At 29.4% G+C, this 13855-nt stretch carries 13 protein-coding genes and 1 other annotated feature; of the genes, 10 read left to right on the plus strand and 3 right to left on the minus strand.

Annotation, left to right across the window (positions count from 1 at the left end; all coding sequences use genetic code 11):
• Nucleotides 1–5: 5 nt before the first annotated feature.
• Complete coding sequence (locus ACREV6_RS18630) at nt 6–161, minus strand: hypothetical protein (RefSeq protein ID WP_431579546.1); 156 nt, start codon at nt 159–161, stop codon at nt 6–8.
• A 254-nt stretch (nt 162–415) separates the two neighbouring features.
• Here ACREV6_RS18630 and ACREV6_RS18635 point away from each other — a divergent pair, with 254 nt between their 5' ends.
• Nucleotides 416–958: an ECF transporter S component gene (locus tag ACREV6_RS18635; protein WP_431579547.1), complete on the plus strand. Its 543-nt coding sequence runs from the start codon at nt 416–418 to the stop codon at nt 956–958.
• 74 nt (nt 959–1032) lie between these two features.
• Here the strand turns inward: ACREV6_RS18635 and ACREV6_RS18640 are convergent, their stop codons facing one another.
• Nucleotides 1033–2130 carry a GerAB/ArcD/ProY family transporter gene (locus ACREV6_RS18640; RefSeq protein WP_431579548.1) on the minus strand — a complete coding sequence of 366 codons (1098 nt, stop codon included), beginning with the start codon at nt 2128–2130 and terminating at the stop codon, nt 1033–1035.
• 131 nt (nt 2131–2261) lie between these two features.
• Here ACREV6_RS18640 and ACREV6_RS18645 point away from each other — a divergent pair, with 131 nt between their 5' ends.
• The 8 genes from ACREV6_RS18645 to ACREV6_RS18680 all read left to right on the plus strand — a co-directional run bounded on the left by ACREV6_RS18645 (nt 2262) and on the right by ACREV6_RS18680 (nt 11755).
• Nucleotides 2262–3668 carry a spore germination protein gene (locus tag ACREV6_RS18645; RefSeq protein WP_431579549.1) on the plus strand — a complete coding sequence of 469 codons (1407 nt, stop codon included), beginning with the start codon at nt 2262–2264 and terminating at the stop codon, nt 3666–3668.
• Nucleotides 3661–4779 carry a Ger(x)C family spore germination protein gene (locus ACREV6_RS18650; protein ID WP_431579550.1) on the plus strand — a complete coding sequence of 373 codons (1119 nt, stop codon included), beginning with the start codon at nt 3661–3663 and terminating at the stop codon, nt 4777–4779. The genes ACREV6_RS18645 and ACREV6_RS18650 overlap by 8 nt, the downstream gene beginning before the upstream one ends.
• A 195-nt stretch (nt 4780–4974) precedes the next feature.
• Complete coding sequence (locus ACREV6_RS18655) at nt 4975–6120, plus strand: AlbA family DNA-binding domain-containing protein (protein WP_431579551.1); 1146 nt, start codon at nt 4975–4977, stop codon at nt 6118–6120.
• Nucleotides 6121–6239: 119 nt separating this feature from the next.
• Nucleotides 6240–6650: a hypothetical protein gene (locus tag ACREV6_RS18660; RefSeq protein ID WP_431579552.1), complete on the plus strand. Its 411-nt coding sequence runs from the start codon at nt 6240–6242 to the stop codon at nt 6648–6650.
• 173 nt (nt 6651–6823) lie between these two features.
• Nucleotides 6824–7041, plus strand: a binding site (T-box leader).
• A gap of 60 nt (nt 7042–7101) precedes the next feature.
• A complete protein-coding gene (gene tyrS / locus ACREV6_RS18665) occupies nt 7102–8322 on the plus strand; it encodes a tyrosine--tRNA ligase (RefSeq protein WP_431579553.1) in 1221 nt (406 codons plus the stop codon).
• 253 nt (nt 8323–8575) lie between these two features.
• Complete coding sequence (locus ACREV6_RS18670; protein ID WP_431579554.1) at nt 8576–10687, plus strand: ring-infected erythrocyte surface antigen domain-containing protein; 2112 nt, start codon at nt 8576–8578, stop codon at nt 10685–10687.
• A gap of 97 nt (nt 10688–10784) precedes the next feature.
• Complete coding sequence (locus ACREV6_RS18675; RefSeq protein WP_164944077.1) at nt 10785–11051, plus strand: EscU/YscU/HrcU family type III secretion system export apparatus switch protein; 267 nt, start codon at nt 10785–10787, stop codon at nt 11049–11051.
• Nucleotides 11052–11065: 14 nt separating this feature from the next.
• On the plus strand, nt 11066–11755 hold the full coding sequence (locus tag ACREV6_RS18680; RefSeq protein ID WP_431579555.1) for a metallophosphoesterase: 690 nt from the start codon (nt 11066–11068) through the stop codon (nt 11753–11755).
• Between the two features lie 149 nt (nt 11756–11904).
• Here the strand turns inward: ACREV6_RS18680 and ACREV6_RS18685 are convergent, their stop codons facing one another.
• Nucleotides 11905–12795: a DUF2225 domain-containing protein gene (locus ACREV6_RS18685; protein WP_431579556.1), complete on the minus strand. Its 891-nt coding sequence runs from the start codon at nt 12793–12795 to the stop codon at nt 11905–11907.
• Between the two features lie 231 nt (nt 12796–13026).
• Here ACREV6_RS18685 and yjbM point away from each other — a divergent pair, with 231 nt between their 5' ends.
• Nucleotides 13027–13818: a GTP diphosphokinase gene (yjbM, locus tag ACREV6_RS18690; RefSeq protein ID WP_431579557.1), complete on the plus strand. Its 792-nt coding sequence runs from the start codon at nt 13027–13029 to the stop codon at nt 13816–13818.
• Nucleotides 13819–13855: the final 37 nt, after the last annotated feature.

Raw genomic sequence — 13855 nt, forward strand, 5'->3', positions numbered from 1 at the left:
TTTTTTTACATGCTTTTTCTTCTGCTAGATAGAGCATCAATTATAAACACAATTGTAGCAACTATTAGTAGGATATTAATTAAATTCCCACCGATGCTGAAAAGTACGCCCATTAACACAAATAATACTACAAAGCCGCCTAACCAACGTAAAAAAGGCATATGTGTACCTCCATTAATAGAAAGATAAAGTGTAATGAAAATTTACTAGAGTAAGTTATTACAGTGTATTTATCCACTATAGTGACTTATGTATATCAATACTAAATATAGTATGTATTACTTTAGCAATGTATATGCAAAAAATATATGGAAACATTCTAAAAGCGTATGCATACATTTGAAAAAATGATTATTATTGTATATAATAATAGTAGAAAACGCTTACGAACATATTAAATCATGGGGGGATAATTATGGAAAGTAGAATATCATCAATTAAAACAATTGATATAGTACAAATTAGTCTAATGGCGGCTATTACATTTATAGCTACTTCCGTTATACATATACCCACTTTTATGGGTGTACTTCATTTAGGTGATAGCATGATTTTTTTAGCAGCTATATTATTTGGGAGAAAAAAAGCAGCCATATCATCTGCTATTGGTATGTGTTTATTTGATTTAATGACTGGATATACAATGTGGGCACCATTCACTTTTGTAATCAAAGGTGTTATGGGCTATATTGCTGGGACCATTGCTTATAGAAAGAAGTATAGTGGAAATAACTTTTCAAATAATGTATTTGCTTTCGCTGTAGCAGGAATTTGGATGATTGCGGCATACTATCTAGGTGGAGCAATTATACTAACATTTATTTCTAAAGAATTCCCTCTTCAAAAAGCATTAATTATTGCCTTGAAAGATATACCTACTAACATTCTCCAAGTAGTAGGCGGTATGGTTTTAGCACTACCTTTGATAACAGCTTTAAAAACAAAAATTAATAGATAAGATAATTATTATCAAGTACCATTAGTTAAAAATTAAAAAAAATTATTTTAAGAAAAGAGCCCTAGGGCTCTTTTTTATATTTTAGTTACGTAGTTATTTTTATTGCTTTTTCTATTCTTAATATAAAATACACTGAAAATTATTGTTGGTATTAATATAAAGGACACTACAGACAAATACACATAAAGATTTAAAAATTTATATAGAAATAATACTTTTGCCGAAACAAAATAGGAAATTATAAATACAAATACAGTAATAATGTATATGGTATATTTATTAAAGAAAGAAAGCTTTTTTAATAGAATTAAGACAGCATTTAGCGTTAATACATATTTTATAAACCACCCACCTACCATCTGAAGCATTACAAAAAACTCCCCACCCTCTAAAAAATTGAAGTAACTAACTAACTGAGTTTGTATGAGCTTGGGATAGTTAATGCTAAGGATTCTAGCTATGCCGAAGGTACTTAAGACACCAATATTTGCAACGACTTCCATTTGTATTACAATTAATAGAGCAATAATACAGTGCTTTGTGATTTTTGACTTATTTGTCACACTGGATAAAAATGGAATGCAAATTGCTATACCGCCATAGCACCCAAGTGCTTTTATTATAGATAAAATAAAAGAGGGGGTTACGCCATCTGCCATTATAGGAAGTAGATAACTAAGTTTTTTATATTTAGATGTAAGAATTGCTAGGTTTATTCCTGCCACCATAATAAGGCATATACCAATAATAGTAATTATAATTATTGCCCTAGTACCTTTTTTTATAATATAAATGGCGGGTATTAATATAAATAAAAGAAAAAACCAAGGAGGTGTATCTGAAAGCATATTTATATGCAATGCATTTGCTTCCACTGAAGAACTTTCTATCAAACTGACAATTAGAGTTATGATAAACAGTATCAAAAAAATGTCACCTAAAGTTTTACCTAAAGCTCTATGGTATATTTCATTCATGTTGTAGCAATTAGTTTTTTTGCAAACAAAAATTATATAAATAAAATATGAAAATAAAAGAATAGAGGCAATAATAACGGAAATCCAGGAATTTCTACCTCCATTTACAATGAATATATTGGGGTAAGTTTTCATTGCTACAATGGAAGTTCCCCAAATTATGAACATTAAATGTTTTGTATTTAGCTTATCCATTTTTCCTCCTGATATTTGCATTGTTTTAATCCTAAAGTGCTTTAAAATAAAACTTGCTATATATTTAGAAGTATATCCCAAAATCAGAATATTAATCTTAACTATTACAAATAATAAACAGGGTGATTAAAATGGAAAATCTAAATATAGATTATATTAAAGATAAATTTAAAAATAGTTATGATGTAAAATATCGAGAAATAGAATGCACTCTCGGAATAATATTTGGGGTGTTTATTGATGATTTGTGTGATTCTAAATTTATTAGTGAATATATATTTGACCCACTAATACAAAGCAGTGCTGCAGCTGTAGATCTAGAGTATATAAAAAAAGAAGTATTAACAGCCAGTAGCATTGGGGATATTAATAGTAATGATGAAGCTATATATCACATTTTATCTGGAGACGTGGTGCTTATATTTTCTTTTGCAAATAGTGCAATTTATTGTGAGGCAAAGGGGTATGTGAGGAGGAGTGTTGGAATTCCTCTTACAGAAAATGTAATTAAAGGCCCGCGAGAAGGATTTACGGAGGCTTTTGTAGATAATGTATCGCTAATACGACGTAAAATAAAAAATCCTGAACTGAAATTTGAAACTATAATATTAGGTGCTAAATCTAACACAGTAGTTGTCATATGTTACATAGAAGGTGTGGCTCCCAGGAAACTTGTAGATTATATAAGAAAAAAAGTATCTTCAATAAAATTAGAGTTTATATTAGACACAAATTATATTGAAGAGCAATTAAAAAACAAGCACACAGCCTTTGATACAATAGGCACTACGGAAAAACCTGATGTGGCAGCATCAAAGCTTTTAGAAGGAAAAATAGCAATAATAGTAGATGGAACCCCTTTTGTAATTACCGCTCCATATTTTTTTGTGGATAATTTTCAAGCGCCAGACGACTATTATTCTAATAAGTATTTTGCTAATTTATCCAGGCTTACCAGGGTATTTAGCTTTTTCACAGCGAGCTTGTTGTCAGGGTTATATTTGGCTATTGCTTGTTTTCACTTTTCGCTTATTCCTACTGTATTTGCTCTGAAGTTCACAATTTCTAGAGCAGGTGTACCTCTCCCTACAGTTATAGAGTTATTAGTAATGACTTTTTTCTTTCAATTACTTAGAGAGGCAGGAATAAGATTGCCACAGTCCATAGGTCAGTCAATGAGCATTGTTGGTGCTTTAATTTTAGGAGATGCTGCAGTGGGAGTAGGCTTGGCATCTCAAAGTACTGTAGTAATTGTGGCACTTTCGTCTATTTCTTCTTTTTTAGTGCCTAAACTTTATGGTGCTCTAACAATATGGAATATAGTTATTATTCTGTTTTCTTCAGTGCTTGGGCTTCCAGGATTTTATATTAGTTTATTTATTTTTATCTCGCATATGGCGGGACTTGAAAGTTGCGGATATCCATATTTATTTCCTTTAGGTACACTAGAAAACTTTAAATTCAAGGATTTATTATATAGAAAAGATCTTAGCCAGATATCCAATAGCATTTTTGATAAGGGTGATTGCGATGAATAAGTATAAAAAGATATTGGTTATAAGCTTAATAATAATGAATTGCTTTACTATGACATCATGTTTTAGTTATAGGGATATTAATAAAGTTTTATTTATTACTGCCTTAATAATAGATGTAGATAATATGGGTAATCCGATAATATATAGTGAAGCTTTTAAGGGAATAAGAGGGGCAACACCTCTAGGTGCAGACGAGAGAATCTTATTTAAAGCAACAGGAAAAACAATGTTTGAAGCTGTTAGAAATATGAATACTACTTCCAGTTATAAATTGAATTATACACAAAATAAGGCCATATTATTTACTCAAAAGGCTGCAGAGTTTGGCCTTGATAATTTTATAGATATTTTAGATCGTGATCAAGAATTTCTTATAAGACCTTATATTGCAGTATACCTAGGGGACGCGGAGAAACTTATAAAGCTAAACATTGTTCAAGATAAATACATTGGATTATTTGTAGTGCAACTAATAGAAAATATTGGAGCTTCTTCAAGAGCTGTAAAACTAAGTTTAAACCAGTTTTACAATCAAAGGAATATTGGAGATAGAAGCAATGTAGTAACCATAATAGATATCACAAAAGATAGTTTAGAACCAAAATTACAAGTGAATGGTGGAGCGGTGATTAAAGATGATAAAATGGTTAGCATATTATCCAGTGAGGAAGGGCAAGGCTTCAACTTTTTAATGAATACTATTTTAGGTGGTACTTTAGAAATAACGAATCCCTGTGATATTAATAAATTTGTAACTCTAGAAATTAAAAAAAGTAAAACTAAGACAGAAATCAGCTATTATGATAATGTTATTCATTTAAAAAAGAAAGTTAAAGTTAAGGTGAATTTTGGAGAGGCTCAGAAAAGTATTTTATTTACAAAAGAAAATATAGGTAAAATTGAGGAGAAATCAGAAGAAAATATTGTGAAAGCCTGTAATAATGTTTTCCAAAAATACAAGGGTATGGGCATAGATATATTTGACATAACTGAAGAGTTTCACAGGAAATATCCAAAGATAAAAATTGAAGACATTATTGACAGAACTGAGTTAAAAGTAGAAGCAGAAGTCAAAATAATGAATACAGGGGACGTTAATAACTTTCAATAAAAAATCATAGAAAGTTATGAAATTTAGTTGTATACTAATTATAGGATAATGGATTTATAATACATTCCACAAAAGGCCATGATATTCCATGGTCTTTTGTGGAATGTGACTAAGCTATAATTAGAAAAATTATCTTAGAAACATTGTATATCAATAAACATATTATATTATTATAGCGCGCTTGGAGTGAAATATATGGATACCAGAAAAATTAAGATATTGCTAAAGAGGGATGAAGATACAAAACTAGACTTTAAGTTGAAAATAGATATATTAATAGAAAGTGGTAAAAAAGAATTAGCTAAAGATATATGTGCTATAGCAAATTCCCGTGGAGGAAGAGGATATATTGTTATTGGAGTGGAAGATAAGACAAAACGAGTTATAGGTATAAATATTGACGATTTTAAAGAAGAGCAGTTTCAACAAATTATTAGTTCAAGATGTGAACCACCTATTCCGATTTCCATAGATTTTGTGATATATGAAAGTAAAAATTTGGCAATTATAACTATATATGATGGTGGTCAGAAGCCTTATCAATTAAGGGAAAATGGCGCATTTTACATTAGACGTGGTTCCACAACAGATACCATGAGAAAAGATGAATTGATCTCCTGTTTACAAGAAAATCTAGGTCTAAATATTGAAACTATGCCTATTATAAATAGTGATATTAATAGTTTGGATTTTGATATAATCAATAAATACTTTTTAAACAAGGGAATTGTAGTAAATGACCAAAACATATTAGGATTTATGGACAATACAGGAATAACCTTTATTGAAAGAGATTATAACAAAAGAGTAGTGACACTGGGAGGCTTATTGGTATTTTCTGGAATCAATAGTATTTATCTACCTCATAATATGATTAAGATAGTAAACAAGGTAAATAATAACCTTGATGAGGTTATTATTGTGCAAGGAAATCTACTCGATATGTTAGATAAGGTAGAAGAATTGTTTAAAAAAATATTCCCTTTAAATTATCCTATAGCTTCTGTACATGAAGCTGTAAAAAATGCAATACTTTATAGGGATTACACTATGTTTTATAAGGAAATAGAAATAGCAATAAACTATAATAGCGTTAACGTAATTAGTCCTGGTAATTTATTACATTCAACTAAAATTAATACTCATAATTATTCAAAAAGAAATATGTGGATATACGATAAGTTAATAGCCTTAGATGATAGAAAAAGATTCATAAAATCTGGAAAAGGCTTTGCAAGAATGAAGAAATCTTTTATAAAATATGGTAAAGTAATATTTGTGGATTCAAAAGATGATAATAGTTTTAAGGTTATTTTTCCAGGAATTAAAAATTTTATTTAATAAGTATAATATTGCAAAAATATTCTGAATAATATATAATGAATGTAACTATATTGCGTACAGTGTAGACCTGTTTAATAATTATCTGGTTATGTTAGATAAAATAGGAGGCGGTTAACATGATTCATGTATTTTGCGGTAGAAAAGGTTCAGGTAAAACTAAAGCTTTGATTAAATTAGCCAACGAGAAGGTCCATGAAGTTAAGGGGAACATAGTGTATATTGATGATGATACTAAAGCAGTACTACAATTAAACAGCAAAATGAGATTTGTAGCTACAAATGAGTTTAATCTAAAAAGTAATAATGATTTTTATGGTTTTTTGTGCGGTATGCTTTCAAAAGATTACGATATTGATACCATTTTTGTTGATGGTGTATTTAATATTGTTGATGATAAATTGGAGCATACGGCACAATTGTTTTCTAAAATGGATTCTTTAGCTAAAAAATATAATGTGGAATTTTATGTAAATGTTGGGTGTGAATGCAAAACTCCACCAGAATTTTTAAAGGAGTATATAGCATAAACATTGAAGCGACCCAGGAGATGATTTAATCCTGCATTTATTACAAATAGAGTAAATAGGCGAAAATCGGCGCATATGGCGAATAAACAAATGTAAATAGATTAAATGGTCAATTAACAAACTTGATATACTTTAAATACACCTATACAATTGATAGCATGAAAGTTTATATTTAAGAGGCTGTGAAGGAAAAAAGTACCTATAGGAATTATTAAGAGAGCTAGTGGTAGGTGTGAACTAGTTAATGAATATAGTGAAATACATTCTGGAGCTTTAAGCTGAAATAAAGTTATTTTTAGATTAAGCTAAGACGGGTTGACCTTACGTTATAAGGAATGAGCGGATTGTTAAATCAATTTGGGTGGTACCACGGAATTATTTCGTCCCTTTCACAGGGGCGTTTTTTTATTTCCCAAAAATAATACAAGATAAAAATAAGGAGGAATAATTAATGTCAAATGTATATGATACACTATGCCAGCGAGGATACATCAAACAACTTACTCATGAGGATGAAATTAAGAAAATACTAGATACGGAGAAGGTAACCTTTTATATAGGATTTGACCCAACAGCTGATAGTCTGCATATTGGCCATTTTATTGCTATGATGTTTATGGCACATATGCAAAGGGCAGGTCATCGGCCCATAGCCTTAGTTGGTGGTGGAACTGCAATGATAGGTGATCCGTCGGGAAAAACAGATATGAGAAAAATGCTTACAAAAGAAGAAATTGATTATAATATATCTTGTATTAAATTGCAACTTTCAAAACTTATAGACTTTAGTGATGGCAAAGCTATACTAGAAAATAATGCAAACTGGCTTTTGGACTTAAACTATGTAGACTTTATAAGAGATATAGGAGTACATTTTTCAGTAAACAGGATGTTAACTGCTGAGTGCTTTAAACAGAGATTAGAAAAAGGCTTATCATTTTTTGAGTTTAACTATATGCTTATGCAAGGATATGATTTTTTAGTGTTAAATGAAAAATATGGATGTACTATGCAACTTGGCGGAGATGATCAATGGTCTAACATAATTGCTGGTATGGAACTAATAAGAAGAAAAGAAAGTAAAGCTTCATATGGAATGACCTGTGCATTACTTACTAATAGTGAAGGTAAGAAGATGGGTAAAACGGAAAATGGTGCACTATGGCTTGATGCAAATAAAACATCTCCTTATGATTTTTATCAATACTGGAGAAATATAGAAGACTCGGATGTAGAGCAATGCTTATCCTTACTTACATTTATACCAATGGATGAAGTTAGACGATTAAGTGCTTTAAAAGATGAAAAGATCAATGAAGCTAAAAAAGTTTTAGCTTTTGAGGTCACAAAACTTATTCATGGAGAAGAAGAAGCTATCAAGGCTCAGACCGCAGCAGAAGCACTATTTGGTGGTGGAACTAATATGAGCAACGTTCCTACAGTATCTATACCCTTAGATATGAAGAATGGGGGACTCATGGATATATTAGTGTACACTAAAGTGGTACCATCAAAAGCTGAAGCTAGAAGGCTTATTGAGCAGGGTGGATTAACTATTAACCTCAGAAAAATTGAAGATAAAAATGCAACACTAATAGACTCTGATTTTAAAGATGGTAGTATACTTATAAAAAAAGGAAAGAAAAAATATTACTCTTTAATCATAGAATAATTAAATTTTTAAATAACAAAGCTGAAGTTAATATTTTGGCTTTGTTATTTTTTTCTGCGGAGATTCACTCATCGAAAGACCGGGGACAGTTAACAACTATTTGAATTATTCGAAACATTGCTTAAAAAGTGTACAAGTGTACAAATACATAGATAATTATTAACTGTCCCCTTTAAAAAAAAATGTTTCATACGATAATTAAGTATTGATAACTTTTGACAATGTTATTATGCCAAAAAATGGGAGGTGGCTTATGTCTATAATTAGCAATATTGCAATACAACAGAATCCACAAGCCAAGAAAGCTTTTAGTAAAATATCTTTTGAAGCTGGGGAAACCTTTAATGCAAGAATAGTAAGCACAGATCAGGAAAAGGGAGAAGTTAATTTAAAATTATTAGATGGATGGCAATTTTCCGCAAAGCTTGATAAGCCACTGCAGCAGGCTCCAGAAGGTAAAGTGCTTAAATTTCAAGTAGAAGGTTTTGAAAATGATAAGCTTAAAATAAAATTAATATATGAAGATAAAGAAGGTAAAACTATTGATAATGAAGGCTTAGAAGCATTCATTAAGGTGGATACACCAGGAACTGAAAAAGCAGATGCATTGCTTTTTTCTAAAATGATAAAACATGATATGTCGTTAACTAAAGATAATATAATTGATATAAAAAATTTAGTTGATTTTAGGGAAAAGATATCCTTAAATCCTAATAAAGAAGAAATTTTTATTGCTAGGTATCTTGAAAGTAGAAATATTGACCCCCACAGTGAAAAGGGAAATGAAACAATTAAAATTTTAAAAAACTTTTTTGAGGCATTAAAGAATTTAGATATTGACGAGATTTTATTATTTAAAGAAAATAATATAGAACTTACTAAAGGAAATTTGAATAGCTTTATAAAACTATTTAAAGGAGAGTCAGCGATATATAATAATTTAAAAGACATTAACAACTATTTTTTAAATAGTGATACAAATAAAAATGCGTTAAAGAATATACAGGATTCCGAAGTAAGTGTAAGCCTAAATAGTTTTATGGATTTAGATGAAAGTAGTGAAGGGCTTACAAAATTGGAATTTAAAAATAATAGTAAAGAAACAAAGCCGGTGGAGCTATCAAATAGTAATGGAAAAATAGTAGATAAAACTCAAAATTTAGATAACGTTAGACCTAATAATAACTTAAAAGAATTAGTTAATTTAATAAATAAAGAGTTAAAGGATTTAAATGTTAATTATAGAGTATTAAATTCTACTATTAAAACTTTAGGACTAGATAAAACTTTAGGACTAGATAAAAATTTAGAATTTAATACAGGCTCGGGAGTAAATGAAGATAAAAAGATTGGTAAAACTTCAGAGCTAGATAAAAAATTAGATCTTAATATAGGACTTGGAATAGATAAAAATATAAAACTTGAAAATATTAAGTTTAATAGTGGCACAATAAAAGCAATGGTTGATAAAATTTTCAAGGCAGAGCAAATATCTTTAAGTCCAGATAGCTATATTAAATTAATAGAAAATTTAGAGGTGAAATTGAACATAACAAAGACCGAGCCTAGTAGTGTGAAACTAGAGAATATGGTTCCCAATAAAGAAGTGCCTTTAAATACAGATACATTACAAAAGGATAAAACCAGCGAAGTGGAACTAAGTAGTAAAAGTGCTATCAATACTAAAACAAATGGATATGAAAAAAACAATTCACTTAATGAAATAATAAATATGATAAAAAAAGAATTGAATATTTCAGAGGTTGAAAAGGGAATTATAAATAATGTAGAAAAAGACATCGAAAAGATAACTACAGAATTTCTCATTAAAGAACAAATTAAATTGAAAACTGAAGAGATTAAAAATATAGTTAAAGACATTATTGAAAATAAGATTAACTTAAAGCCAGAGACCTATGAAAAGGTTATGAGTTTATTTCATGAAAAAATTAATGATTTAAAAATGTTTAATTCTATTTCAGAACAATATTACTATTTGGATTTGCCTATAAACGTTAAAGATGATGAATATCAATTTAAATTAATTATTAAAGATGATAGGAAAAAAGGTAAAAAGATTGACAGTAAGAATGTTAAAATTGCCACTAGTGTCAAAACAATAAATATGGGAACTGTAGATGCATATATTAAAATTAATAATAATAATATGGATATTGATATTAAATGTGATAAATTCTGGGTTAAAGTTTTAAAATTAGGCAAAGAAAAATTAATAAAGGATTTATCTAATCTAAATTATAGAGTTAATATTGAGGTTAATAACAAAGCTAAAGAATTTACACTAGTAAGTTGTGGAGAATTTTTTGATGATAGAAGTTTTAATACCCTCAATATAAAGGTATAATATAATAGAGCATTAAAAAACAATAGTTAATAGGCTGGAGTATTATATTTAATATAATTTAAAATATAACTATCGAACACTAATGAGGGGTGTTAAAATGAAAAAAGTAAAAAAAGCTGCTGCTATAAAATATGAACAAGGATATGATGTGCCTATAGTAACAGCAGCTGGAATGGGTTATATTGCAGATAAAATTTTGGTGAAGGCTGAAGAGAGTAAGGTGGCCATAGTGCAAAACGAGGAATTGGCTAATTTACTTTTAAATGTGGATATAGGATCAGAAATACCCTTCGAATTATATGATGCAATAGCAAAGGTTATTGCTTATGTAATGGATATTGATTCATTAATGAAAAAAGATTAAAAAGGAGGTATATTATGGCGTTGTGGGCAATATCTGATCTTCATTTAGCTTTAAATTCAGATAAACCCATGGATATATTTGGAGATAAATGGGAAAAACATCATGAAAAAATAAAAGAAAACTGGCTTAGTAAAGTTTCTACTGAGGATACTGTATTAATTGCAGGGGATATTTCATGGTCAATGAATATTTCAGAGGGTTTTGAGGATTTGGAGTGGATTCATAAACTCCCAGGTAAAAAAATACTTATTAAAGGAAATCATGACTATTGGTGGAGTAGCATTACAAAGCTTAATTCTCTTTATGAAGATATGAATTTTATTCAAAATAATTTTTTTAACTATAAAGATTTTGCTATATGCGGTACCCGGGGATGGAATTGTCCGGGATCTACAAGATTTACAGAGCATGACCAGAAAATATATAATAGAGAGTTAATAAGGCTTCGAATATCATTAGATGAAGCGGTGAAAAATGGATACAGTAAGTTTATTGTAATGCTTCATTATCCACCGACTAATGATAAGTTCGAAGAAACTAAACTTATAAGTATAGTAAAAGAATATAATGTGGCAAAGGTAATATATGGACATTTACATGGACCATCTTTAAATAGGTTATATGAGGGAAATATAGAGGGTGTAGAATATATAGTAACTTCTTGTGATTATTTGGACTTTGATCCTTTAAAAATATTAGAATAGCACGAAAAGTTAAGTTTTTGTGGATAAGTATGACTGTTGAATTTTTTTATGTGGATAATAAATCTAATAATCATAGTAATTTAAAAACAAATAACAAGTCAAAGATTATAGCATATTGACTTGTTATTTGTTTTTAAGTATTTAAATTATTATTTAAACATTTTAGAAAAAAAACCTGATTTCTTATTGTTTTCTATTGGCTCAAAGTTCTCTGTAGAAGCTTCATTTAGATTATCAGTAGCAGCTAATAATGTAGCTTCTTCTTCTTTTATAAGGTCCTTCATATCTCGCGCAAGTTCTTTCAAACTTTGCTTTACATTAGGAGTTGTTATAACATTACTAAACCAAACTAGTGAATTTTCTGTATTACCAATACGCCTATTTAGTTCTCCAATAAGATACATAGCACTATATTTATCCATACCGTATATGGGGAATGCCTCTGAGTAATATGCGTCACTAAGCCCTTCTAGTGCTTGTTTTAAAAATATTAATTCCATCTCCTGGGCCGCTTCAGTTTTGAGTAGCCTGTGCATCCAGGCTAGTTTGATACAATTGATTGCCTTCTTACTTGATTTTGAATTGGTTATTATATAATTTAAAAGCGATAGCTTGTATCTTTCGATAGCAACATGTACATCATAAATTTCAGGATACATTCTCCCCTTCCACTTAGGCGATATAGACTTTTGAACTTTTTCTATGTCTATACTTCTTATAGTGTAGAAATCTGCTTTCATAGCTGAATACCCGCAAGAATTACAAACCCAAACATCATAGAAATAAGGATTAATTAGTGAATACCTAATAAAAAAATCACTATCTTTTTTTATCATTCTGTAAGCTGAGGATTTTACTGCCCTAGCTTTAAACACATGATTACATACTGGGCAGGTAATCTCTTTACAATATAGAAGAGACTTTTCCGTGTTCTCTTCTTTTTTCTCTTTCACGGTTTCAGTCCCTTTATTATAGATTTTAATATCTTCAATATTATCAAAGCCCATATTTTCTAGACCAGAAAATATTTTTTTATCCATTCCATCACCCCAAAATAAAAATTATGTAGTATTATTAGTTATAAATTTGGTATATTTTCCTCAAATAATTGCTTTTATGCTAATTTAGTAGTAAATTAATTATAACAGAAAATTAATAAAAATATAATATTAATATAAGACACCATCCAAAAATTTCTATATGTTAATATTGCAGCATCGCAGATGATGATTTAATTGTAAACATGAAATTTTATGTAAAGGACTGAGTATATGGCAATAAGAGAGTGGAAAAAATTCTTAATCCCTTATGAACAGGCGGTAGAAGAGTTAAAAGTAAAATTCAAAAGCATTAGGCGAGAATATAGGCGTAAAAATGATTATTCACCTGTGGAGTTTGTTACAGGTAGGGTTAAAGAAATATCTAGTATTCTTGAAAAAGCTAATAAATTCTGTATACCTCTAGATAGAATTGAATTTGAAATGGAGGATATTGCGGGAATAAGAGTAATGTGTCAATTCGTTGATGACATTGATAAGGTGGTAAATTTAATTCGTGAAAGACTTGATATGAAAATAGTTTACGAAAAAGATTATGTTGCCAATGTAAAAGAGAGTGGATATAGAAGCTATCATATGATTATAAAGTATCCTGTGAACTTATCTGATGGTCAAACCGAAATACTAGCGGAATTTCAAATTAGAACCTTGGCAATGAATTTTTGGGCTACAGTAGAGCATTCTCTAAATTATAAATATAAGCATGATATACCAGAGTATATAAGAGAAAAACTTAAAAATGCTGCAGATGCTGCTTTTCAGTTAGATGAGCAGATGCTAGAAATTAAAGACGAGATTAAAGATGCACAAAAACTCTTTGAGGTTAAATCTAATTTGGTATCGGATATAATGAATAACATTCTTATGATTTCTTCCCTTGGAAAATTAATGGATGCAACTAGGTATAGAGAACAATTAAATAAGCTGCTGGAAGAAGGAGAAGTCTTTGAGCTTAGTAGTCTTCTTAAATCAACTCAAAAAACCTTAGATGTATATGGAGTTTAACGACATTTCAGAAGGAAGTCGTTAATATTGCAGCTTC

Origin of the sequence: Clostridium sp., from assembly GCF_050717515.1 — a bacterium.
In the GTDB taxonomy this organism is placed as follows: Bacteria; Bacillota; Clostridia; order Clostridiales; family Clostridiaceae; genus Clostridium_AD.